Raw genomic sequence first — 22,713 nt, forward strand, 5'->3', positions numbered from 1 at the left:
GGGCTTCGGACAGATATCTAAATATATCTACTACAAAATCAGTTCGCATAACAAAGAATATGTCAAATAGGTGTACAATTAGTGAACAGATGCACTTCAAAACATCAAGTTATCTCCCTTGCGTCAGCCCAAAGCAGCATTGTGTAACTGCACTGCTTGTTGCAGTGAGGCGTGTCGCTGAAGGCATCACGTAGCGATATTTGGCGAAGAAAAGCGCTTTTCACCGAGGGCCTAGGCTGACGGTCTAGCAGATCACCAACAGAGCCGGGGATATTTTGAACAGGAGAATGTAAACTGGAAGGATAAAGCAACGGGACACCCACGGGGGCGGGTTGTGAAAGTATTTCCTGTTGTCTTCGACCTTATTGCACTTAAAATGACCAGACACATTTTGGGAAGGAGTCTTTAATGGATATTGCGCTGCTCAACAGGGGCTGGAACAGAACATGGTCAGATACCATGGTAAATCTGGAAGCCCGGAAACTCGTCGAAACTGCAAATCGGCTATCAGCATTCTATTTGCAAGATGGGATAACACGTATCAAGTTTGTCGAAGAGATAAGGCAGGTCGTAGAGAAAGAATTTGAAACTGCACGACGGGCCAAGACCGATGAAGAATGCATTGCATGCATCAAAAATCTGCGTGCCGAAACAGATAATCTGCAAGAACAAGAACGCTTGTTAAGAACCAGAGCCGCCCAACTTTATGCAAAGGTCGAGTTTGTCAGGGAAAACAATAAAATCGTCGGATACGTGATTTCGGCAATCCATATAGTGGTATCTGGAGCAGCATTATTTGGTGGGATGGTTATGATGTCCACTATGACCCCTGTTGGAGTTCTTGCAGGAGCAGTTTTATTTGTTGATGGTATTAACGGTATAACAAAAGAAGCAAGCCATCTTCGCTATGGTGAACAATCCAAATCGGAAGGAATTTTTGCTGATGGCGCAATGGAGACCGCACAATTTATGGGGTTTAGCCCCAAAAGTGGATTAGCTCTTTATAATACGGTGACTCTAGGGGCGAGTGTCTATAGTATCTTCGGCTTAGCAAGGAAACCCGGAGCTTGGCGATTATTCCGTTGGCTGCCGCGTGATTACTACCGAAAAGTTGACACAATGAGCAAGCCTAAGCTAACGATGAAAATCGCTGGATATGGTGTCAAAGCGAAAGTCATTTTTGATCTTCTGGCTACTGATAACAGTACTAATTAAGATTTGTTCGCTCTACAGAATCGCCAAGATTTATAAGCAAGTACAGGCGGTTGTATAAAAATTGCAACCGCTGCGCCACAAGAAAGGCCAATAGCACCAGAGAAAACACTCTGCTCAGATGCGAACATCACAAGAAAAATGAATACAGCAAGGCAACCGGATACAACCCACACGGCAAGAATAAATCGCCTGGCCAGGTCCCTGATTGCATTCCCCAACGTTCCACCATAGCTTTCAACGTTGTTCTTTATCTTCTTCAAATCCGATGGTGTAAAGCCAGAACTCAACAAAGCCTCATCAGTAACATCCATATTGTCCTCTCCACATTTCTTAACTGGCAATGGCACACATAATCATAGTGATGAACTTTACAGTAATCCACATGATGTTTGTGCAATGTATCAGATTTCAGACAATAGAAGCCATAAAGCCCCGTTAGTGGTACAAGCAACAAGCGGAGCATAGCGACTGCATCAGGCCAACCTGGTTGGTTTCACTTTGCGAAAGTCACCAGTGACCAAATCAGATTGTCAGAGGGATCACACCTTATCAGGGTGCTCGTGTACCTTTCGGAGCGTGAGCGAAGCGCTGGCAGGGCCTGCATATCGTGTGCAGGTACGTTTACCACTATACACCTGTTTACGCAGCCACAAGGCCGCACATCGGGCTTAAATGCGTATGATCAATCTGTTCGGGAGTTATGCCAGGTATGCGGCTTTTTGTTCGTTGTTGTGCTGTCGCGGTAAGAACTTGGAGCCACCGCCAGCGTGATGATATGCTCCCTTGTACCACAGACCAATCTCGCGACAGGTGCGGGCGTAGAACGATGGGTATTTTAATTCGTATCTGCTAAAGCGAGGCAACGTAACTGACTGAAAAATCATAACTTATTGATTTATCAGGAAATTGGAGCGGGCGAAGGGAATCGAACCCTCGTATAGAGCTTGGGAAGCTCTCGTTCTACCATTGAACTACGCCCGCTTTGAGGTGCGTAAGGCATTATAGACCTTACGCACCTTCATACAAGCCTCTTCGCAACTAACCGGCGATAAAATAATCACTTAGCACTTCGGTTTGCTGCCTGGCGCAGGAAGATAACGCTGCGGATCGATGGCCGTCGCCTTATAGCGGATCTGGAAGTGCAGCTTCACCGAATCCGTACCGGTGCTGCCCATGGTGGCAATCTTCTGCCCGGCTTTGACGTTCTGCCCGTTGTTGACCAACATCGTGTCGTTGTGCGCATAGGCCGTGATGTAGTCTTCACCATGCTTAATCATGATCAGGTTACCGTAGCCGCGCAGCTGATTACCGACGTAAACCACCTTCCCGGCCCCGGAGGCATAAACCGGCGTACCGCGCGCAGCGGCGATATCAATACCCTTGTTGCCACCTTCAGAGAGTGAGTAAGGGGCGACCACTTTACCGCTGGCAGGCCAAATCCAGCAGCGCTGTCCAACCGGCGGCCATGACGATTGCGGCACCTGATAGGACGGCGTCACTTTGGCGGTTTTGCCTTTCGAAGAGGATTTTTTACCCGAGGACGATCCGCCGCTAACCTTCAGCTGCTGCCCCACCTCGATGGTGTAGGGCGGTGAGAGATTGTTCAGCCGCGCCAGATCCTTCGCGCTGGTCCCCGTCGCGCGCGAAATCCGGTACAGCGTATCCCCGCGCTTAACGGTATAGACCGAACCGGAATAGCTGCCCATATCCGAAGATTTGCTTCCTGAACAGCCCGCCAGTAATAGCGTCAGCGTCAGGCAAAAAATGGCGGTGATGGGGTTTCTCGTCAGGCTTCCTGCAAACAAAACAGATCCTCGGTCAGCGTGAATGGCGCACTATGATAACAGCCAAAACGAATATGGGTCATGCCCTTTTCCGCTCTACGAGCCAAACCGTTCGTATAAGAATGCCGTATAATGATCCGGCTGATGGTGCTGAACCACTCGGCAATTTGGCACTGGAGCATCAATGAGTATTCAAGAACACGTTATTTTGGTAAACGACCAGGGAATGGTGATTGGCACTCAGGAAAAATATGCCGCGCACACCTTACATACCCCGCTGCATCTGGCGTTCTCTTCCTGGCTTTTTAACGCAAACGGCGAATGTCTGATCACCCGACGCGCCTTAAGCAAAAAAGCCTGGCCCGGCGTCTGGACCAACTCCGTCTGCGGCCACCCGCAGTCCGGCGAAGAGACGATACAGGCGATAATCCGCCGCTGCCGCTTTGAAGTGGGCGCTGAACTGGCCAATATCACCGCCGTCGCCCCTGAATTTCGCTATCGGGAAACCGACCCGTCCGGGATCGTGGAAAACGAGATTTGCCCGGTATTCGCTGCCCGCATCACTAACGACGTAACGATAAACGAAGACGAAGTGATGGACTATCAGTGGGTTGAGCTGGACGCGTTATTCCGCGCGCTGGACGCGACGCCCTGGGCCTTTAGCCCGTGGATGGTCATGGAAGCGACGACCGCCCGCGATAAGCTCAAAGCCTTCGCGGCGCAATAAAAAAGCCCCTTTCGGGGCTTTTTTTACATCTTAACGCCTTATTTCACCGGTCGCATCGCCGGGAACAGGATCACGTCGCGGATGGTGTGGCTGTTGGTGAACAGCATCACCATACGGTCGATACCGATGCCCAGACCCGCCGTTGGTGGCAGGCCGTGCTCCAGCGCGGTCACGTAGTCTTCGTCGAAGAACATCGCTTCGTCGTCGCCTGCCGCTTTCGCGTCAACCTGATCCTGGAAACGCTGCGCCTGGTCTTCCGCATCGTTCAGCTCGCTAAAGCCGTTGCCGATTTCACGGCCGCCGATGAAGAATTCGAAGCGATCGGTGATTTCCGGGTTCTCGTCATTACGACGCGCCAGCGGAGAGACTTCAGCCGGGTATTCGGTGATGAAGGTCGGCTGAATCAGGTGCGCTTCGGCCACTTCTTCGAAGATCTCGGTCACGATACGGCCCAGACCCCAGCTCTTCTCAACCTTGATACCGATGCTTTCCGCGATGGCTTTCGCAGAGTCGAAGTTATCCAGATCCGCCATGTTGGTTTCAGGACGGTATTTCTTGATCGCTTCGCGCATGGTCAGTTTTTCGAACGGCTTGCCGAAGTCGAAGACTTCTTCACCGTAAGGCACTTCGGTGGTGCCCAGAATGTCCTGCGCCAGGGTGCGGAACAGGGATTCGGTCAGCTCGATCAGATCTTTGTAATCCGCATACGCCATATAGAGTTCCATCATGGTGAACTCTGGGTTATGACGAACGGAGATACCTTCGTTACGGAAGTTACGGTTGATTTCGAACACGCGGTCGAAACCACCGACCACCAGACGCTTCAGGTACAGTTCCGGCGCGATACGCAGGTACATGTCCAGGTCCAGGGCGTTGTGATGGGTGATGAACGGACGCGCAGACGCGCCGCCAGGGATCACCTGCATCATTGGGGTTTCCACTTCCATAAAGTCGCGGTTGACCATGAACTGGCGGATACCGGCCATAATCTGGGAGCGAATTTTGAAGGTCTTGCGGGAGTCATCGTTAGAGATGAGATCCAGGTAGCGCTGACGATAGCGCGCTTCCTGATCCTGCAGGCCGTGGAATTTGTCCGGCAGCGGGCGCAGGGCTTTGGTCAGCAGACGCAGCTCGGTGCAGTGGATAGACAGTTCACCGGTTTTGGTTTTGAACAGTTTACCTTTCGCACCCAGGATATCGCCCAGGTCCCACTTCTTGAACTGCTCGTTGTAGATGCCTTCCGGCAGGTCGTCACGGGAAACGTACAGCTGAATACGGCCGCCTACGTCCTGCAAGGTCACGAAGGAGGCTTTACCCATGATACGACGGGTCATCATGCGGCCTGCAACGGCCACTTCAACGTTCAGCGCTTCCAGCTCTTCGTTCTCTTTAGCGTCGAAGTCAGCGTGCAGTTGGTCTGAGGTATGGTCACGACGAAAATCGTTCGGGAACGGCACACCCTGCTCGCGCAGCGCTGCCAGCTTCTCGCGGCGGGTTTTCAGTTCGTTGTTAAGATCGACTACCGCGTCAGCGCCCTGTGCTTGTTGTTCAGACATGTTGGTTCCTCATAACCCTGCTTTCAAACTTGCTTCGATAAATTGGTCCAGGCTGCCGTCCAGCACCGCCTGCGTGTTGCGGGTTTCAACCCCGGTACGCAGGTCTTTGATGCGGGAGTCATCAAGGACGTAAGAACGGATCTGGCTGCCCCAACCGATATCGGACTTGTTGTCTTCCATCGCCTGTTTCTCAGCATTTTTCTTCTGCATCTCCAGTTCATAAAGCTTCGCTTTCATCTGCTTCATGGCCTGGTCTTTGTTCTTATGCTGGGAACGGTCGTTCTGGCACTGTGTTACCAGCCCGGTTGGAATGTGGGTAATACGCACCGCCGATTCCGTACGGTTAACGTGCTGACCACCCGCGCCGGATGCGCGGTAAACGTCGATACGCAGGTCCGCCGGGTTAATTTCGATATCAATATCTTCATCAACTTCCGGGTAAACAAACGCGGAGCTGAAGGAGGTATGACGACGGCCACCGGAGTCGAACGGGCTCTTACGCACAAGGCGGTGAACGCCGGTTTCGGTACGCAGCCAGCCGTAGGCGTAATCGCCAATGATCTTGATGGTGACGGATTTCAGACCCGCAACTTCACCTTCAGACTCTTCGATAATTTCGGTTTTGAAGCCGCGCGCTTCTGCCCAACGCAGGTACATACGCGTCAGCATGCTGGCCCAGTCCTGCGCTTCGGTGCCGCCAGAACCAGCCTGAATATCGAGATAGCAGTCAGCGCTGTCGTATTCGCCGGAGAACATACGGCGGAATTCCAGTTGCGCCAGCTTCTCTTCCAGCACGTCGAGTTCTGCTACGGCTTCGTTAAAGGTTTCTTCGTCGTCGGCTTCGACGGCCAGCTCCAGCAAACCGGAAACATCTTCCAGCCCCTGGGCCATTTGATCCAGCGTATCTACGATAGCTTCGAGAGAGGAACGCTCTTTACCCAGCGCCTGTGCGCGTTCAGGTTCGTTCCAGACGTCCGGCTGTTCCAGCTCGGCGTTTACTTCTTCAAGACGCTCTTTCTTGGCATCGTAGTCAAAGATACCCCCTAAGAACGTCAGAGCGCTCCGTGAGGTCCTGAATACGGTTTTTTACCGGATTAATTTCAAACATGGTCTGTTTTCTTTTATGGACTTGTCAAAATGCGGTGATAAGAGCGGGATTGTACCGAATCCACGCCCTTTTTTATAGAGATTACTGCCGCTAAATTGGCCAGATATTGTCGATGATGATCTGAAGGGTGCGGTTACCGCGAAACTCGTTGATGTCCAGTTTGTACGCCAGCTCAACCTCGCGCACGCCGTTGTCCGGCCATACCGCCGTGTCAACGTTGAAGGCGATGCCGTCCAGCAGCGGACCACCGCCCACGGGCTCGACCATCACTTTCAGATGACGTTCGCCGACGATACGCTGCTGCAGCAGGCGGAAACGCCCGTCGAACAGCGGTTCGGGGAACATCTGCCCCCACGGGCCGGCATCGCGGAGCATTTGCGCCACGTCCATCGTCATCTCAAGCGGTGAAAGCTCGCCATCGGACACCACTTCCCCCTGCAACAGGGCCGGGTCGATCCAGTCGGTGACCAGTTCACCAAACAGCCGCTGAAACTCGTCGAACTTCGCCTCTTCCAGCGACAGGCCCGCCGCCATCGCATGGCCGCCAAACTTGATCATCAGACCCGGGTGAAGCGTATCGAGACGCTCCAGCGCATCGCGCATGTGCAGACCCTGAATCGAACGGCCTGAGCCTTTCAGCGTGCCGTCGCCCGCGGGGGCGAACGCGATCACCGGGCGGTGGAAACGCTCTTTAATACGCGACGCCAGAATGCCGACCACGCCCTGATGCCACTCAGGATGGTACATCGCCAGGCCGCCCGGCAGCGTATCGCCGCTGCGCTCAAGCTTTTCGCACAGGGTCAGCGCCTCGGCCTGCATCCCCTGCTCAATCTCTTTACGGGTCTGGTTCAGCGCGTCCAGCTCGTTGGCCAGCACGCGTGCTTCACCAATGTTATCGCACAGCAGCAGCGCCACGCCGACGGACATATCGTCCAGCCTTCCGGCTGCGTTAAGACGCGGCCCGAGGGCAAAGCCCAAATCGCTTGCCGCCAGCTTGAGCGGATCGCGGTTGGCAATCTCCAGCAGCGCCTTGATCCCCGGACGGCACTTGCCAGCCCGGATGCGGCTTAAGCCCTGCCAGGTCAAAATACGGTTATTGGTATCGAGGGGGACCACGTCCGCGACGGTACCCAGCGCCACCAGATCGAGATATTCGGCCAGATTCGGTGCGGCAATACCGCGTGAGTCGAACCAGCCCTTGTCGCGTAACAGGGTACGCAACGCCAGCATCAGATAAAACGCCACGCCCACGCCTGCGAGGGATTTCGACGGGAAATCGCAGTCGCGCAGGTTGGGGTTAATAATCGCTTCCGCATCCGGCAGCGTTTCGCCCGGCAGATGGTGATCGGTGACCAGCACCGGGATCCCCAAAGCGTGAGCATGATCGACGCCCGCATGGGAAGAGATCCCGTTATCGACGGTCATGATCATCTGTGCGCCACGGGCGTGGGCCTGATCGACCACTTCCGGACTGAGACCATAGCCGTCTTCAAAACGGTTCGGCACCAGATACGTGACGTTATCGCAGCCCAGCGCGCGCAGGCTGAGCACGCTCAGCGCGGTGCTGGTTGCGCCGTCGGCGTCGAAATCACCTACCACCACAATCCGCGTTCCCTCACGAAGCGCGTTGTAGAGCATTTCAGCGGCTTTTTCGATACCGCTCAGCTGCTGCCACGGCAGCATCCCTTTCACGCTGCGTTCAAGATCCTCAGCGCTACGCACGCCGCGGCTGGCGTAGAGGCGCTTAAGCAGCGCCGGGAGATCGTCCGGTAAATCAACCGATTCAACCGCCTCGCGGCGGCGCAATTTTATTGGGGCTTTCACGCGGATTATTTACCACCAAACTGTTTCTGGTGCGCGTCGAGGAACTCTTTCATCTCTTTCGGTCCCTGATAGCCCGGAACGACATAGCCGTTGCTCAGGACAATCGCAGGCGTACCGCTCACGCCAAACTGCACGCCGAGCGCGTAGTGGTTAGCGATATCAATGTCGCAGGAGGCTGGCTTAACGCCTTTGCCGTTCATGGCGTCGTCAAACGCTTTGTTGCGGTCTTTCGCACACCAGATCGCCTTCATGTCCTGCTCTGGCTGGCTCTGCACGCCCGCGCGCGGGAAGGCCAGGTAACGCACGGTAATGCCCAGCGCGTTGTAGTCTTTCATCTCTTCATGCAGCTTGTGGCAGTAGCCGCAGGTGATGTCGGTGAAGACGGTAATGACGTGTTTTTCCTGCGCCGCTTTATAGACGATCATCTCTTTTTCGAGCGCGTTCAGGTTTTTCATCAGCAGCTGGTTGGTGACGTTCACCGGCTGCGCGCCGCTCACGTCGTACATTGGCCCCTGAATAATGTGCTTGCCGTCTTCGGTGACGTACAGCACGCCGCTGTTAGTCAGCACCGTTTTCATACCGGCAACCGGTGCAGGCTGAATATCGCTACCGGTGACGCCAAGCTTAGCCAGCGACTGTTTGATGGCGGCGTCGTCCGCATGGGCGAAACCGGTAAATGAGGCTGCCAGCAGGGTGAACAGCGCGAAAGACTTTTTCATATATGATCCTGTTACAATTCGTCGGCACTCACGCACGAGGGTGGTGCTGTTGGTGTAGCTGCCGCAGGCGTTCCGTCGCGACATGAGTATAAATTTGCGTCGTGGAAAGATCGCTGTGCCCCAGCAGCATCTGCACCACGCGTAAATCAGCGCCGTGGTTTAACAGATGCGTCGCGAAGGCGTGACGCAATACGTGCGGCGAAAGCTTTTCACTGTCGATACCCGCCAGTGTGGCGTAATGCTTGATGCGATGCCAGAACGTTTGCCGCGTCATCTGCTGGGCGCGCTGGCTCGGAAACAGGACGTCGATAGACGTACCATTGAGCAGCCACGGACGACCGTGCTCCAGGTAGGTTTCCAGCCAGTAAACCGCCTCTTCCCCCAGCGGAACCAGCCTCTCCTTGTTTCCTTTACCGATGACGCGCACCACGCCCTGACGCAGGCTGATGTCGCTCATCGTCAGGCCAACCAGTTCCGAAACGCGCAAGCCGGTAGCATACAATAGCTCAAGCATGGCTTTATCGCGTAACTCCAGCGGCAGGTCAACAGCCGGAGACTGTAATAATCTCTCAACTTGTGCTTCGCTGAGATCTTTCGGTAGCCGCTGCGGAAGCTTAGGGGATGCCAGCAGCGCGCTGGGATCGTCTTCACGAATCTTCTCACGGTAGAGATGCTGGAACAGCCGACGCATGGCGCTGAGCAAACGCGCGGAACTGGTGGCTTTATAGCCCCCTGCGATACGTTCCCCAAGCAGCGCCTGCAGGTCATCACGCTGAGCGCTCGCAAGGGATAACCCCCGGTGCGCAAGCCACTCCACCAGCATGGTGAGATCGCGACGATAGGCGCTGAGGGTATTCTCGGCCAGATTTTTCTCCAGCCACAGCGCGTCGAGAAACTGTTCGATCAGTGCGAGATCCTTTTCCACATCAGCCCCTTTGATTCTGCAGTCAGGCCATTATGCCTGATTGCGACCGGTTTCTGGTACACTACGCGCATAGTCAAAGCAAGAATTGAGATAGTTACGCGATGAATATTGGTCTGTTCTATGGTTCCAGCACCTGCTACACCGAAATGGCGGCAGAGAAAATTCGCGACATCATTGGCCCGGAACTGGTGACGTTGCATAACCTGAAAGATGACGCGCTTACGCTGATGGAGCAGTATGACGTGCTGATCCTCGGCATCCCGACATGGGATTTCGGCGAGATACAGGAAGACTGGGAAGCTATCTGGGACCAGCTCGATACGCTCAACCTCGACGGCAAAATCATTGCCATGTACGGCATGGGGGATCAGCTGGGTTACGGGGAATGGTTCCTGGACGCGCTCGGCATGCTGCACGATAAACTGGCGCCGAAAGGGGTGTCGTTTATCGGCTACTGGCCAACCGAAGGTTACGAGTTCACCAGTAAAAAACCGATTATTGCCGACGGCGAGCTGTTTGTTGGACTCGCGCTGGATGAAACCAATCAGTACGATCTCAGCGATGAGCGCCTGCAAAGCTGGTGCGAGCAGATCCTGGGCGAAATGGCCGAAAAGTTTAGCTAACGCGCGCTACCCCTGCGTCGTTTGTTGCAACAGCATCCGGCGCAGGTCTCGCCATTCGGCAGCATCCATACTGTCAGCCGCCAGCCACAGATGCTGGCAACGCCCGCCGTCCACCTTGCGTAGCCGTAACATCATGCCGCAGTTGAGCATCCAGGGCATACCGAGAATATCCCACTCTTTACCCTGCCAGCGCAGGCGGGAATCCATCAGTAATTTAATCTCTCCCTGACGGGCATTAATGCGACGCTGGCTGCGAACGCTGTCAAAAACGACAAACGACAGTAACAGCAGCCACAGCGGCGTATAGCTCAGCGGCCAGGGCATCAGTAACACAAAGGCCGCAACCAGGCCGTGGAGCAATAAAGACATCCACTGCGAGCGCCACGAGACGCGAAGATCAGATTGCCACAGGACCACGTTCCCGATTCCGTGTTTGAATTAATTGCACCATCCGTTGCAACTCGGTGTCGGCGGGTTTGCCGTGGTTCATCAGCCAGTTGAACAAATCCGGATCGTCAGACTCAAGCAGGCGAACAAACAGACGCTTATCGTCATCGCTTAAGCTGTCATACTCATGTTCAAAGAAAGGCATGATGGAAATATCAAGTTCACGCATGCCGCGACGGCACGCCCAGTGAATACGGGCCTTGTTGTTAATATCCATGTTCAGTTTCCTGCATTACGTTTGGCACAGTCGGTACCCCGTTCAGTGTTCTTTATTTCTCTACGGGGACACCAGCTAGTGTAACGTGTTTTTGACCGTTTCATTACTGGAATATTGCGATCGCCGAGCAGGCTTCCAGAATAATCCCTACAAAGACAGCGGATTACATTATTTTGCGTAGCGCTACGCATAACCGATTTATGGCACAAATGGCCTGTTGAAAGCGCTTGCATTGCCTGCAGGCTCTTTTACCATTAGGCATTATCAAAGCGTTAAGCAATTCAGGATATCGTTATGGCATTTACACCATTTTCTCCTCGCCAGCCCGCCGCCTCTGCGCGTCTGCCGCTGACGCTTATTTCTCTTGATGACTGGGCGCTGGCAACGCTCACCGGTGCCGACGCCGAAAAATACCTGCAGGGCCAGGTGACCGCCGACGTCAGTCAGATGACCGAACACCAGCACCTGCTAGCCGCGCACTGCGATCCAAAAGGCAAAATGTGGAGCAACCTGCGTATCTTCCGCCGTCAGGACGGCTTTGCCTTTATTGAGCGCCGCAGCCTGCAAGAGGCCCAGCTCAAAGAGCTGAAAAAGTACGCGGTCTTTTCCAAAGTCACGATCACCCCGGACGACGAACATGTCCTTCTGGGTGTGGCCGGTTTCCAGGCCCGTGCGGCCCTGAAAAATCTCTTCAGCGAACTGCCGGATGCAGAAAAGCAGGTGGTCAGCGAAGGCGCAACCTCCATCCTGTGGTTTGAACACCCGGCGGAGCGTTTCCTGTTAGTCACGGATGCGGCTACCGCCGAACGCGTGACCGAAGCGCTCCGCGGCGAAGCACAGCTCAACAACAGTCAGCAGTGGCTGGCGCTGAACATCGAAGCGGGTCTGCCGGTGATTGACGCCCCAAACAGCGCGCAGTTTATTCCTCAGGCAACCAACCTGCAGGCGCTGGGGGGCATCAGCTTTAAAAAGGGCTGTTACACCGGTCAGGAGATGGTGGCGCGTGCAAAATTCCGCGGCGCAAACAAGCGTGCGCTATGGACGCTGGCGGGCCATGCCAGCCGTGTCCCTGAAGCGGGTGAAGACTTAGAGCTGAAGATGGGTGATAACTGGCGCCGCACCGGCACCGTGTTAGCCGCCGTACAGCTGGATGATGGACGTCTTTTAGTTCAAGCTGTCATGAACAATGACATGGAAGCCGACAGCGTGTTCCGCGTGCGCGACGATGCAAATACGTTGAGTATTGAGCCGCTGCCGTACTCTCTGGAAGAGTGATGCTGTATCGCCCGGTGGCGCTGCGCTTACCGGGCCTACTTATCCCGTAGGTCGGGTAAGGCGAAGCCGCCACCCGACAAAAATACTACGCCTGCCCCACATACAGATAAATCGCCAAAAAGTGGCACACGCTGCCGCCCAGCACAAAGCCGTGCCAGATGGCATGGTTGTAAGGGATGCGCTTGCAAACGTAGAAAATCACGCCGAGCGAGTACACCACGCCGCCTAAGGCCAGAAGCGTTACGCCCCCTACCGACAGTTTGACCGCCAGTTGATAGACCACAATCAGCGACAGCCAGCCCATGGTCAGATAGGTGACCAGTGACAGCACCTTAAACCGGTGCGCTATGGTCAGCTTAAACAGGATCCCCAGCAGTGCCAGGCTCCAGATAACAATCATCAGGCCACGCGACAGCGGCGAGTTGAGCCCCACCAGCAAAAACGGTGTGTAGGTGCCTGCAATAAGAAGATAGATAGCACAGTGGTCAAATTTCTTGAGCCACGTCTTGGCCCGCTGATGCGGGATCGCGTGATACAGCGTCGACGCCAGGAACAGCAGGATCATACTCCCGCCATACAGGCTGTAGCTGGTAATGGCCATTGCGCTGGCATTGGCGTCCACCGCCTGCACCAGCAATAACACTAAACCGACAATCCCAAACACCAGGCCAATGCCGTGGCTGATGCTGTTGGCTACTTCCTCTGCCAGCGAATATCCCTGTGCGATTAATGGTCTGCTCACCATACAAAACTCCGGGAAAACAAAAGATGATTATTCATCGCATAACTATGCTAACTGAGAATGATTCCAGTGAACACCTGTTAGCTAAAAAAAATTCATTTCAAAATTTATACCTAAAAATCATAGATATAAAGAAATCTTTCACCTAACAATTGTTCACATAAAAATTTAATCATTATGAATCAAGAGCATAAAAATGGATCCTGCCGTCCGGGTGCATGTTATGATGTGACGATGAGATCAGAATGAGAGTTATGCCATTGTGAGTATGTTCACCCACTCCGCCATTGCCAGTCTCAATAACCTGGAGATGATGGTCTACAACTATGTCATAAAAAATCGTGACAAAGTCATGTACATGACCATCCGCGAGCTGGCGGATGCGGCAGACGTCTCAACCACCACTATCCTGCGCTTTTGCCGCAAGCTTAACTGCGAAGGCTATTCTGAATTCCGCGTGCGCTTTAAGCTTTATCTTGAGCAGAACGAGTCCCAGCAGACAAACTTCGGCGCCAGCGAAATTATCAGCTTTTTTAAAAGTGTGAATAATGAAGAGTTCGACGCGTTATTAGATAATGCGGTAGATATTATTTTATCGTCCGAGCGAATTATATTTGTCGGTGCCGGGACATCGGGTTCGCTGGCAAAATATGGCGCACGTTTCTTTTCTAATATCGGGAAATTCAGTAACCATATTGATGACCCTTATTTCCCGGTCACCAACGATATGGCGAAAAATGCGCTGGCGATAGTGCTCTCCGTCTCGGGCGAGACCGAGGAGATCCTGCGCTTCGCCAGCCAGTTCAGCCTGCATCACTGCAAGGTGCTCTCCATTACCAGCCACGAGCACTCGCGTCTCGCAAAACTGGCGGATTTTAATCTCTCCTGGCATGTTCCTCAGACGCGTATTGCAGGCGTCTACGACATCACCACGCAAATTCCCGTCATTTATATTCTGGAATCTCTCGGACGTAAGCTGGCGAAGAAACTCACAGAATAAAACACCCTGTTTTTTTGATGTAACAAATCACATTTCCTGTGAATTGTTATATCGTGACATTTAATTTCGCTTTGCTAGACTCGATGCCAATAAGCCATTTATTGAGAATAGCAGCGATGAAAAAATTGACCTTACCAAAAGATTTTTTATGGGGCGGCGCGGTTGCGGCTCACCAGGTTGAAGGCGGCTGGAACAAAGGCGGCAAAGGGCCAAGCATTTGCGACGTATTGACCGGCGGCGCGCACGGCGTCCCGCGCGAAATCACGCAGGAGGTGGTGCCGGGTAAATACTACCCAAACCACGAGGCCATCGACTTCCACGGCCACTATAAAGAAGACATCAAGCTGTTTGCCGAGATGGGTTTCAAGTGCTTCCGCACCTCTATCGCCTGGACGCGCATCTTCCCGAAAGGTGACGAAACGCAGCCAAACGAAGAGGGGCTGAAGTTCTACGACGACATGTTCGACGAGCTGCTGAAATACAACATCGAACCGGTGATCACCCTCTCCCACTTCGAAATGCCGCTGCACCTGGTGCAGAAGTACGGTAGCTGGACCAACCGTAAAGTGGTCGATTTCTTTGTGCGCTTCGCGGAAGTGGTCTTCGAGCGCTACAAAAACAAGGTCAAATACTGGATGACCTTCAACGAAATCAATAACCAGCGTAACTGGCGCGCACCGCTGTTCGGTTACTGCTGCTCGGGCGTGGTCTATACCGAACATGACAATCCGGAAGAGACCATGTACCAGGTCCTGCACCACCAGTTTGTGGCCAGCGCCCTGGCGGTGAAAGCCGCGCGCCGCATCAATCCGGAGATGAAAGTCGGCTGCATGCTGGCGATGGTGGCGCTCTATCCGTTCTCCTGCAAACCAGAAGACGTGATGTTCGCCCAGGAATCGATGCGCGAGCGCTATGTCTTTACCGACGTCCAGCTGCGTGGTTACTACCCGTCCTACGTGCTGAACGAGTGGGAGCGCCGCGGCTTCTCCATCAAGATGGAGGCAGGCGACGAGCAGACCCTGCGTGAAGGTACCTGCGACTACTTAGGTTTCAGCTACTACATGACCAACGCGGTGAAAGCAGAAGGCGGTACCGGCGATGCGATTTCCGGCTTCGAAGGCAGCGTGCCGAACCCGCACGTCAAAGCCTCCGACTGGGGCTGGCAGATTGACCCGGTGGGCCTGCGTTATGCCCTGTGTGAACTGTACGAACGTTATCAAAAGCCGCTGTTTATCGTGGAAAACGGGTTCGGCGCCTACGATAAAGTGGAAGAAGACGGCAGCATCAACGACGACTATCGCATCGACTACCTGCGTGCCCACGTGGAAGAGATGATCAAAGCCGTCACGCACGATGGCGTGGATCTGATGGGCTATACGCCGTGGGGCTGCATCGACTGCGTGTCGTTCACCACCGGTCAGTACAGCAAGCGCTACGGCTTTATCTATGTGAACAAGCACGACGACGGCACGGGCGACATGTCGCGTTCCCGCAAGAAGAGCTTTAACTGGTATAAGGAAGTGATTGCCAGCAACGGCGAGGCGCTGTAATTTTTTTGCCCGGTGGCGCTGCGCTTACCGGGCCTACACGAATAGTAGGCCGGGTAAGGCGAAGCCGCCACCCGGCTTATTTCCCACCGGCCAACTCTAAAAAACTGCCCGTTACGTACGACGCCTTCTCGCTCAGCAGCCAGACAATCGCCTGCGCCACCTCTTCCGGCTGGCCGCCGCGCTGCATCGGCAGCAGCGACTTAACGCGATCTACCCGCCCCGGCTCTCCGCCGGACGCATGAATATCGGTATAAATCAGACCCGGACGCACGCAGTTGACGCGAATGCCCTGTGCCGCCACCTCCAGCGATAGCCCGGTTGTCAGCGAATCCACCGCCCCCTTCGACGCGGCATAATCCACATATTCACCCGGCGCGCCCAGACGCGACGCCGCAGAGGAGACATTCACTATCGCCCCACCCTTGCCGCCATGTTTGAAGGACATGCGTTTTACCGCTTCCCGACAGCAGAGAAAATAGCCCGTGACGTTGGTCGTCAGAACGCGGTTAATGCGCTCAGCGGAGAGATTCTCGATAGTGGATTGCTCAAACAGAATGCCCGCATTATTGACCAGCGCACGAAGCGGCTCGCCTTCACGATCGAGGCTGTCAAACATCGCCAGCACCTGGGCTTCATCACTGATATCCGCGCGGACGGCAAACGCTTTACCCCCCGCATCCACAATCTGCTTGATGACGTCCGTCGCGGCTTTAATGTTGTGATGATAGTTCACCGCCACGGTGTAGCCTTCGCGCGCCAGCTGCAGCGCGGTAGCTTTCCCAATGCCTCGGCTGGCGCCGGTGACCAGTGCAATTGCCATTCGCTTCTCCCAATAAAAAAGCCGGGTGGCGGCTTCGCCTTACCCGGCCTACGTTACTACATCAGCAATATTACTGGTATTCGCTCATCGGTACGCAGGAGCAGAACAGGTTACGGTCGCCGTAGACGTCATCAAGACGCTTCACGGTCGGCCAGTATTTGTTTGCCACACCTGCCGGGAAGACCGCCAGCTCGCGGGAATAGCCGTGGTTCCACTCTGCCACCATTTCGTGCTGGGTGTGCGGGGCGTTAACCAGCGGGTTATCTTCCAGCGTCCACTCGCCGTCCTGCACGCGATCGATCTCCATGCGGATGGCCAGCATCGCGTCGATAAAGCGGTCCAGCTCGGCTTTGCTTTCGGACTCCGTTGGCTCCACCATCAGCGTGCCCGCAACCGGGAACGACATGGTAGGCGCGTGGAAGCCGTAGTCGATCAGACGCTTGGCAATGTCCAGCTCGCTAATGCCGGTCTGCTCTTTCAGCGGACGAATGTCGAGGATGCACTCGTGCGCCACGCGACCGTCGCGGCCGGTATAGAGCACCGGGAAGGCGGATTTCAGGCGAGTCGCAATATAGTTGGCGTTCAGGATCGCCACCTGGCTCGCCTGCTTCAGCCCTTCCGCGCCCATCATGCGGATGTACATCCAGCTGATTGGCAGGATAGAAGCGCTGCCGAACGGTGCCGCAGAGACCGCGCCCTGACGGGTCAGCATGCCTTCAATCTGCACCACGCTGTGGCCTGGAACAAACGGCGCCAGGTGCGCTTTCACGCCGATTGGGCCCATGCCCGGGCCGCCGCCGCCGTGCGGGATGCAGAAGGTTTTGTGCAGGTTCAGGTGCGACACGTCCGCGCCGATAAAGCCCGGAGAGGTAATGCCCACCTGAGCATTCATGTTTGCGCCGTCGAGGTATACCTGACCGCCGAACTGGTGCACCACTTCACACACTTCACGGATGGTCTCTTCGTACACGCCGTGGGTGGACGGGTAGGTCACCATGATGCAGGAGAGCTTGTCGCCCGCCTGCTCGGCTTTCGCACGCAGGTCGGCCAGATCGATGTTGCCGTTCTTGTCGCACGCAACGACCACCACTTCCATACCCGCCATCTGGGCAGAGGCCGGGTTGGTACCGTGGGCAGAGCTTGGGATCAGGCAGATATCGCGATGACCTTCGTTGCGGCTTTCGTGATAGTGGCGGATCGCCAGCAGGCCCGCGTACTCACCCTGCGCGCCGGAGTTCGGCTGCATGCAGAGCGCGTCATAACCGGTCAATTTCACCAGCCAGTCGGAAAGCTGGTTGATCATCATGTGATAACCTTCCGCCTGCTCTGGCGGGCAGAACGGGTGCAGCTCGGAGAATTCAGGCCAGGTGATCGGGATCATCTCTGCCGCGGCGTTCAGCTTCATGGTGCAGGAACCCAGCGGGATCATCGCCTGGTTCAGCGCCAGATCTTTGCGCTCCAGAGAGTGCATGTAACGCATCATCTCGGTTTCGCTGTGGTAGCGATTAAAGACCGGATGCGTCAGGATCGCATCGTTACGCAGCATGCTTTCCTGAATGGAGCGGCTGTCGAGCGCGACCTCTTTGTCGAGCGCGTCAACGTCCAGACCGTGCGCGTCGCCCAGCAGCACGCTGAACAGGTTCAGGATATCGTCGCGGGTGGTGCTTTCATCGAGCGTAATGCCGACGGCGTTGTGGATGTCGCTGCGCAGGTTGATCTCTGCCGCATTCGCGCGCGCCAGCACGGCCGCTTTGTCTGCCACTTCCACACACAGGGTGTCGAAGTAGTGAGCGTGGCGCAGCTTAAGGCCTTTCTGCTGCAGACCGCAGGCCAGAATATCGGCCAGGCGGTGAATGCGGCTGGCAATGCGCTTCAGGCCTGCCGGGCCGTGGAACACGGCGTACAGGCTGGCGATGTTTGCCAGCAGCACCTGCGAGGTACAGATGTTGGAGTTCGCTTTCTCGCGGCGGATGTGCTGCTCGCGGGTCTGCATCGCCATGCGCAGCGCGGTGTTACCGGCAGCATCTTTTGAGACGCCGATAATACGGCCGGGCATGGAGCGTTTGAATTCATCTTTCGCGCCGAAGAACGCCGCGTGCGGACCGCCGTAGCCCATCGGCACGCCGAAGCGTTGCGCAGAGCCGAAGACGATATCCGCGCCCTGTTTGCCCGGCGCCGTCAGCAGCACCAGCGCCATAAAATCGGCGGCAACGCTGACAACCACTTTGCGGGACTTCAGCTCGGCAATTAGCGCGCCGTAGTCGTGGACTTCACCGGTGGTGCCTACCTGCTGCAACAGCACGCCGAAGACGTCCTGGTGATCCAGCACTTTGTCAGCGTCGTCGACAATCACGTCAAAGCCGAAGGTCTCTGCGCGGGTACGCACCACGTCCAGCGTCTGAGGATGCACGTCCGCCGCCACGAAGAAGCGGTTGGCATTTTTCAGCTTGCTCACGCGCTTAGCCATCGCCATTGCTTCGGCGGCAGCGGTGGCTTCATCCAGCAGCGAAGCGGAAGCGATATCCATCCCGGTCAGATCCAGCGTCACCTGCTGGAAGTTCAGCAGCGCTTCCAGACGGCCCTGGGAGACTTCTGGCTGATACGGGGTGTAAGCGGTGTACCAGCCCGGGTTTTCCAGCATGTTGCGCAGGATAACCGGAGGCAACTGCACGTTGGTGTAGCCCATGCCAATGTAAGACTTATAGCGCTTGTTCAGGCCTGCGATAGCCTTCAGCTCCGCCAGCGCGGCGAATTCCGTAGTGGCTTCCCCCACCTGAGGCGGCGTGGCAAGCTGGATGTCTTTTGGCACAATCTGGCCGATCAGTGCGTTTAATGAATCCGCGCCAACTGTCTTCAGCATCTCCTGCTGTTGCTGAGCATCCGGCCCAATGTGACGTTCAATGAAGGCGCCACGGTTTTCAAGCTGGCTTAAAGTCTGTGTCATGAGCGATGGTTCCTGAAACGTGCAGTGAATCGTAGTTATCTGTAACGCTGTTGCCCGGTGGCGCTAACGCTTACCGGGCCTACGTTGACCTGTAGGCCGGATAAGCGCAGCGCCATCCGGCAAAACGTTATTCGTCTTCCAGTAGTGCTTCGTACGCGATCGCATCCAGCAGCGCGGCAACCTGAGATTCGTCGCTGGCTTTGATCTTGAAGATCCAGCCGCCTTCATAAGGCTCGCTGTTTACCAGCTCTGGCGAATCGCTCAGCGCGTCGTTGACGGCAACGATTTCGCCGCTCACAGGAGCGTAGATGTCAGAAGCCGCTTTTACGGACTCAGCCACAGCGCAGTCGTCGCCCGCGCTAACGGTCGTGCCCACGTCAGGCAGGTCAACAAACACCATGTCGCCCAGCAGCTCTTGCGCGTGCTCGGTGATCCCTACGGTGTAAGTGCCGTCCGCCTCTTTGCGCAGCCACTCGTGTTCTTTGCTGTATTTCAGTTCTGCTGGCACATTGCTCATTGAAGTTCTCCTGATAAAAATAATTAGGCGACCGGCTTACCGGCGCGAACAAAAATCGGTTTGGTTACGTTGACCGGCATTTCGCGGTTGCGGATTTGCACCACCGCCGTTTCACCAATACCCGCCGGCACGCGTGCCAGTGCAATACTGTAGCCCAGCGTTGGGGAGAAGGACCCGCTGGTGATCACGCCTTCACGAGGATTGCCGTCAGCATCGGTAAAACGCACCGGCAGTTCACCGCGCAGCACGCCCTTCTCGGTCATCACCAGCCCCACCAGCTGTTCAGTGCCCTTCTCGCGCTGCATCTCCAGCGCTTCACGGCCAATAAAGTCACGGTCAGCCGGTTCCCATGCGATGGTCCAGCCCATATTGGCGGCCAGCGGAGAGACGCCTTCATCCATCTCCTGACCGTAGAGGTTCATCCCCGCTTCCAGACGCAGCGTATCGCGCGCGCCCAGACCCGCAGGCTTCACGCCCGCTTCCACCAGCGCACGCCAGAAATCAGCGGCCTTCTCGTTCGGCATGGCAATTTCGTAGCCCGCTTCACCGGTGTAGCCGGTGGTGGCGATAAACAGATCGCCCGCCTGCACGCCGAAGAACGGCTTCATGCCTTCGGTTGCTTTGCGCTGCTCGTCGTTAAACAGAGACGCGGCTTTCGCCTGCGCGTTCGGCCCCTGCACGGCGATCAGCGACAGATCGTCACGGACGGTGATGTCGATGGCATAAGGTTCGGCGTGTTGGGTGATCCAGGAGAGGTCTTTTTCGCGGGTGGCGGAGTTTACAACGAGGCGGAAGAAATCTTCAGTGAAGTAATAGACGATAAGGTCATCAATCACGCCGCCCGAGGCATTCAGCATGCCGGTATAGAGCGCTTTACCCGGCGTCTTCAGTTTGGCGACGTCATTTGCCAGCAGATAACGCAAAAACTCCCGGGTGCGGCTACCGCGCAGATCGACAATCGTCATATGGGACACGTCGAACATACCGGCATCGGTGCGCACCGCGTGGTGCTCATCAATCTGCGAGCCGTAGTGCAGCGGCATCATCCAGCCATGGAAGTCCACCATGCGGGCGCCGCATAACACGTGTTGTTCGTACAAAGGAGTCTGTTGAGCCATCTTGTCCTCGTTGAAAAATTCACCGTGAAACCCGGTATCGGCCCCGTTCCCGAGTGCCGACGCAAACGTTCTCTTTTACCTGAACTTACCACCGAAACCGGCGGTTAACCATAAGGTAAAACGGGTCATCACATTAGCTTATGACCAAAAAACGCTAAAAAGCCTACAGAGTTATTCACTGGAAAAATGCGATTAACCCCGCACAAAATTAACAATGATCTAACAGGATTTAGCACATGGTGATATTTCGTGCGGAAAAACGGGCCGAATTTCCGTAGCGAGAAAAACACGACATTAGATTATCTAATGCGAAAAATGACGTGAAATTAGAATATTTCAAACGAGGGAATTTCCCCGGCGCAGAGGCCGGGAAAAGAAAGTGTGACAGGGGTCTAAATTAACGTAGCCAGTCCGGCAGGTCGTTAAGACCCATCGCCTGACGGAGGAGCTGGGGTTTAACACCCGGAAGGGTGTCAGCAAGCTTGAGGCCAATGTCGCGCAGCAGTTTTTTCGCCGGATTCGCCCCGGCAAACAGCTCGCGGAAGCCCTGCATGCCCGCCAGCATCATCGCCGCGCTGTGCTTGCGGCTGCGCTCGTAGCGACGCAGGTAGAGATGCTGGCCGATATCTTTGCCTTCGCGGTGCAGGCGGCGCAACTCCTCAACCAGCTCCGCCGCGTCCATAAAGCCAAGGTTAACGCCCTGCCCGGCCAGCGGATGAATGGTATGCGCCGCATCCCCCACCAGCGCCAGACGGTGCGCCGCAAACTGACGCGCGTAGCGGCCGGTTAACGGGAACACCTGACGCTCGCTTTCAAGCGTGCACAGGCCAAGGCGGTTATCGAACGCCACGCACAGCGCCTGGTTAAAGGCGTCCGGCGTCGCCTCCTGCATCTGCTGGGCTTTCTCCGGCACCAGGGACCAGACAATCGAGCACAGGTGCGGATCGGCAAGCGGCAGGAACGCCAGAATGCCGTCGTTGTGGAAAATCTGCCGCGCCACGCCGCCGTGCGGCTCTTCGGTGCGGATCGTTGCCACCAGAGCATGATGGCGGTAATCCCAGAAGGTCAGCGGGATATCGGCTTTATTCCGCAGCCAGGAGTTGGCACCGTCAGCGCCGACCACCAGACGCGCGGTCAGCATGTCGCCGCTTTGTAAGGTGATAAACGCCTCGTTTTCGCCCCATGCCACCTGCTGGATCTGCGCAGGCGCAATCAGGGTGACATCGCTACAGGACTGCGCTTTTTGCCACAGCGCATGATGGATAACGGCATTCTCGATAATGTGGCCAAGATGGCTATAGCCCATGCTTTCATCATCAAAAGCAATATGACCAAAGCTGTCTTTATCCCACACCTCCATGCCGTGATAGCAGCTGGCGCGCTGCGCCACAATATCTGCCCAGACGCCAAGATGCGTCAGCAATTTCTCGCTGGCGGCATTGATCGCCGAGACGCGGAGTTCCGGCGGAGCATCTGGTGCAACGGGCTGAGGCTGCTTTTGCTCCAGCACCGCCACGCGCAGGCCGCTGCCCTGTAAACCACAGGCCAGCACCAGTCCGACCATACCGCCGCCAACGATGGCGACATCAACATTTTGCACGG

The 22,713-nt window shown here is 55.6% G+C and carries 21 protein-coding genes and 1 tRNA gene; 6 read left to right on the forward strand and 16 right to left on the reverse strand.

Annotated elements, in window-relative coordinates; all coding sequences use genetic code 11:
- The first annotated feature begins 408 nt into the window (after positions 1-408).
- Complete coding sequence (locus GVO84_RS18305; RefSeq protein ID WP_023306876.1) at positions 409-1,215, forward strand: DUF4225 domain-containing protein; 807 nt, start codon at positions 409-411, stop codon at positions 1,213-1,215.
- Here the strand turns inward: GVO84_RS18305 and GVO84_RS18310 are convergent.
- The 3 genes from GVO84_RS18310 to actS form a co-directional block, all read right to left on the reverse strand.
- Complete coding sequence (locus tag GVO84_RS18310) at positions 1,212-1,526, reverse strand: hypothetical protein (protein ID WP_015673660.1); 315 nt, start codon at positions 1,524-1,526, stop codon at positions 1,212-1,214. The genes GVO84_RS18305 and GVO84_RS18310 overlap by 4 nt on opposite strands.
- Before the next feature lie 596 nt (positions 1,527-2,122).
- Positions 2,123-2,196 (reverse strand) — tRNA-Gly (locus GVO84_RS18315).
- Between the two features lie 80 nt (positions 2,197-2,276).
- A complete protein-coding gene (actS, locus tag GVO84_RS18320; RefSeq protein ID WP_159514848.1) occupies positions 2,277-3,020 on the reverse strand; it encodes an amidase activator ActS in 744 nt (247 codons plus the stop codon).
- A gap of 163 nt (positions 3,021-3,183) precedes the next feature.
- On the opposite strand from actS, the gene idi reads away from it, so the two are divergent.
- Positions 3,184-3,726 carry an isopentenyl-diphosphate Delta-isomerase gene (idi, locus tag GVO84_RS18325; RefSeq protein ID WP_159514849.1) on the forward strand — a complete coding sequence of 181 codons (543 nt, stop codon included), beginning with the start codon at positions 3,184-3,186 and terminating at the stop codon, positions 3,724-3,726.
- Between the two features lie 38 nt (positions 3,727-3,764).
- Here idi and lysS read toward each other — a convergent pair whose 3' ends face one another.
- The 5 genes from lysS to xerD all read right to left on the reverse strand — a co-directional run bounded on the left by lysS (position 3,765) and on the right by xerD (position 9,858).
- A complete protein-coding gene (lysS, locus tag GVO84_RS18330) occupies positions 3,765-5,282 on the reverse strand; it encodes a lysine--tRNA ligase (protein WP_048977204.1) in 1,518 nt (505 codons plus the stop codon).
- A 9-nt stretch (positions 5,283-5,291) separates the two neighbouring features.
- Positions 5,292-6,390, reverse strand: a protein-coding gene (prfB, locus tag GVO84_RS18335) for a peptide chain release factor 2 (protein WP_096151315.1) whose coding sequence is annotated in 2 segments (ribosomal slippage) — positions 5,292-6,314 and positions 6,316-6,390 — 1,098 coding nt in all. Because the reading frame shifts where the segments join, the coding sequence is not laid out codon by codon here.
- Positions 6,391-6,480: 90 nt separating this feature from the next.
- Positions 6,481-8,214 carry a single-stranded-DNA-specific exonuclease RecJ gene (gene recJ / locus GVO84_RS18340; RefSeq protein ID WP_159514850.1) on the reverse strand — a complete coding sequence of 578 codons (1,734 nt, stop codon included), beginning with the start codon at positions 8,212-8,214 and terminating at the stop codon, positions 6,481-6,483.
- A gap of 5 nt (positions 8,215-8,219) precedes the next feature.
- The gene (gene dsbC, locus GVO84_RS18345; protein ID WP_029740340.1) at positions 8,220-8,933 is read right to left on the reverse strand and encodes a bifunctional protein-disulfide isomerase/oxidoreductase DsbC; all 714 of its coding nucleotides are present in this window, start codon (positions 8,931-8,933) and stop codon (positions 8,220-8,222) included.
- 28 nt (positions 8,934-8,961) lie between these two features.
- Entirely contained in the window at positions 8,962-9,858 is an 897-nt protein-coding gene (gene xerD / locus GVO84_RS18350) for a site-specific tyrosine recombinase XerD (RefSeq protein ID WP_023309098.1), read from the reverse strand.
- A 101-nt stretch (positions 9,859-9,959) separates the two neighbouring features.
- Between xerD and fldB the strand changes: the two genes are divergently transcribed.
- Positions 9,960-10,481, forward strand: a complete 522-nt coding sequence (fldB, locus tag GVO84_RS18355) for a flavodoxin FldB (RefSeq protein ID WP_023333304.1) — start codon at positions 9,960-9,962, stop codon at positions 10,479-10,481.
- A gap of 6 nt (positions 10,482-10,487) precedes the next feature.
- Here fldB and GVO84_RS18360 read toward each other — a convergent pair whose 3' ends face one another.
- The gene (locus tag GVO84_RS18360) at positions 10,488-10,898 is read right to left on the reverse strand and encodes a protein YgfX (protein ID WP_021242050.1); all 411 of its coding nucleotides are present in this window, start codon (positions 10,896-10,898) and stop codon (positions 10,488-10,490) included.
- Entirely contained in the window at positions 10,879-11,145 is a 267-nt protein-coding gene (gene sdhE / locus GVO84_RS18365; protein WP_042716098.1) for an FAD assembly factor SdhE, read from the reverse strand. Before sdhE ends, GVO84_RS18360 begins: the two co-directional genes overlap by 20 nt.
- A gap of 294 nt (positions 11,146-11,439) precedes the next feature.
- On the opposite strand from sdhE, the gene ygfZ reads away from it, so the two are divergent.
- Positions 11,440-12,420, forward strand: coding sequence for a tRNA-modifying protein YgfZ (gene ygfZ, locus GVO84_RS18370; RefSeq protein WP_159514851.1), 981 nt, complete (start codon positions 11,440-11,442; stop codon positions 12,418-12,420).
- A gap of 85 nt (positions 12,421-12,505) precedes the next feature.
- On the opposite strand, the gene trhA is transcribed toward ygfZ, so the two are convergent.
- Complete coding sequence (trhA, locus tag GVO84_RS18375; RefSeq protein WP_148243533.1) at positions 12,506-13,165, reverse strand: PAQR family membrane homeostasis protein TrhA; 660 nt, start codon at positions 13,163-13,165, stop codon at positions 12,506-12,508.
- Between the two features lie 265 nt (positions 13,166-13,430).
- Here trhA and GVO84_RS18380 point away from each other — a divergent pair, with 265 nt between their 5' ends.
- Together GVO84_RS18380 and bglA are read left to right on the forward strand one after the other, a co-directional pair.
- Positions 13,431-14,162: a MurR/RpiR family transcriptional regulator gene (locus tag GVO84_RS18380; RefSeq protein WP_121424592.1), complete on the forward strand. Its 732-nt coding sequence runs from the start codon at positions 13,431-13,433 to the stop codon at positions 14,160-14,162.
- Between the two features lie 116 nt (positions 14,163-14,278).
- A complete protein-coding gene (gene bglA, locus GVO84_RS18385) occupies positions 14,279-15,712 on the forward strand; it encodes a 6-phospho-beta-glucosidase BglA (protein WP_159514852.1) in 1,434 nt (477 codons plus the stop codon).
- A gap of 76 nt (positions 15,713-15,788) precedes the next feature.
- On the opposite strand, the gene GVO84_RS18390 is transcribed toward bglA, so the two are convergent.
- The 5 genes from GVO84_RS18390 to ubiI form a co-directional block, all read right to left on the reverse strand.
- Positions 15,789-16,532, reverse strand: a complete 744-nt coding sequence (locus GVO84_RS18390; RefSeq protein ID WP_159514853.1) for an SDR family oxidoreductase — start codon at positions 16,530-16,532, stop codon at positions 15,789-15,791.
- 70 nt (positions 16,533-16,602) lie between these two features.
- Complete coding sequence (gene gcvP / locus GVO84_RS18395) at positions 16,603-19,476, reverse strand: aminomethyl-transferring glycine dehydrogenase (protein WP_159514854.1); 2,874 nt, start codon at positions 19,474-19,476, stop codon at positions 16,603-16,605.
- A 127-nt stretch (positions 19,477-19,603) separates the two neighbouring features.
- Positions 19,604-19,993 carry a glycine cleavage system protein GcvH gene (gene gcvH, locus GVO84_RS18400; RefSeq protein ID WP_159514855.1) on the reverse strand — a complete coding sequence of 130 codons (390 nt, stop codon included), beginning with the start codon at positions 19,991-19,993 and terminating at the stop codon, positions 19,604-19,606.
- A gap of 23 nt (positions 19,994-20,016) precedes the next feature.
- A complete protein-coding gene (gcvT, locus tag GVO84_RS18405; RefSeq protein ID WP_159514856.1) occupies positions 20,017-21,111 on the reverse strand; it encodes a glycine cleavage system aminomethyltransferase GcvT in 1,095 nt (364 codons plus the stop codon).
- A gap of 397 nt (positions 21,112-21,508) precedes the next feature.
- Positions 21,509-22,711 (reverse strand): FAD-dependent 2-octaprenylphenol hydroxylase, encoded by a 1,203-nt coding sequence (gene ubiI, locus GVO84_RS18410; RefSeq protein WP_159514857.1) that lies wholly within the window; start codon positions 22,709-22,711, stop codon positions 21,509-21,511.
- Positions 22,712-22,713: the final 2 nt, after the last annotated feature.

Source organism: Enterobacter sp. SM3 (genome assembly GCF_009811935.2).
Classification (GTDB): Bacteria; Pseudomonadota; Gammaproteobacteria; order Enterobacterales; family Enterobacteriaceae; genus Enterobacter; species Enterobacter asburiae_D.

Excerpts from the sequence above, each read along its gene's own strand:
- GVO84_RS18305 (WP_023306876.1), top strand. The coding sequence starts at position 409 with ATGGATATTGCGCTGCTCAACAGGGGCTGGAACAGAACATGGTCAGAT.
- GVO84_RS18310 (WP_015673660.1), bottom strand. The coding sequence starts at position 1,526 with ATGGATGTTACTGATGAGGCTTTGTTGAGTTCTGGCTTTACACCATCG.
- idi (WP_159514849.1), top strand. The coding sequence starts at position 3,184 with ATGAGTATTCAAGAACACGTTATTTTGGTAAACGACCAGGGAATGGTG.
- lysS (WP_048977204.1), bottom strand. The coding sequence starts at position 5,282 with ATGTCTGAACAACAAGCACAGGGCGCTGACGCGGTAGTCGATCTTAAC.
- dsbC (WP_029740340.1), bottom strand. The coding sequence starts at position 8,933 with ATGAAAAAGTCTTTCGCGCTGTTCACCCTGCTGGCAGCCTCATTTACC.
- fldB (WP_023333304.1), top strand. The coding sequence starts at position 9,960 with ATGAATATTGGTCTGTTCTATGGTTCCAGCACCTGCTACACCGAAATG.
- sdhE (WP_042716098.1), bottom strand. The coding sequence starts at position 11,145 with ATGGATATTAACAACAAGGCCCGTATTCACTGGGCGTGCCGTCGCGGC.
- ygfZ (WP_159514851.1), top strand. The coding sequence starts at position 11,440 with ATGGCATTTACACCATTTTCTCCTCGCCAGCCCGCCGCCTCTGCGCGT.
- trhA (WP_148243533.1), bottom strand. The coding sequence starts at position 13,165 with ATGGTGAGCAGACCATTAATCGCACAGGGATATTCGCTGGCAGAGGAA.
- GVO84_RS18380 (WP_121424592.1), top strand. The coding sequence starts at position 13,431 with ATGTTCACCCACTCCGCCATTGCCAGTCTCAATAACCTGGAGATGATG.
- bglA (WP_159514852.1), top strand. The coding sequence starts at position 14,279 with ATGAAAAAATTGACCTTACCAAAAGATTTTTTATGGGGCGGCGCGGTT.
- GVO84_RS18390 (WP_159514853.1), bottom strand. The coding sequence starts at position 16,532 with ATGGCAATTGCACTGGTCACCGGCGCCAGCCGAGGCATTGGGAAAGCT.
- gcvP (WP_159514854.1), bottom strand. The coding sequence starts at position 19,476 with ATGACACAGACTTTAAGCCAGCTTGAAAACCGTGGCGCCTTCATTGAA.
- gcvH (WP_159514855.1), bottom strand. The coding sequence starts at position 19,993 with ATGAGCAATGTGCCAGCAGAACTGAAATACAGCAAAGAACACGAGTGG.
- gcvT (WP_159514856.1), bottom strand. The coding sequence starts at position 21,111 with ATGGCTCAACAGACTCCTTTGTACGAACAACACGTGTTATGCGGCGCC.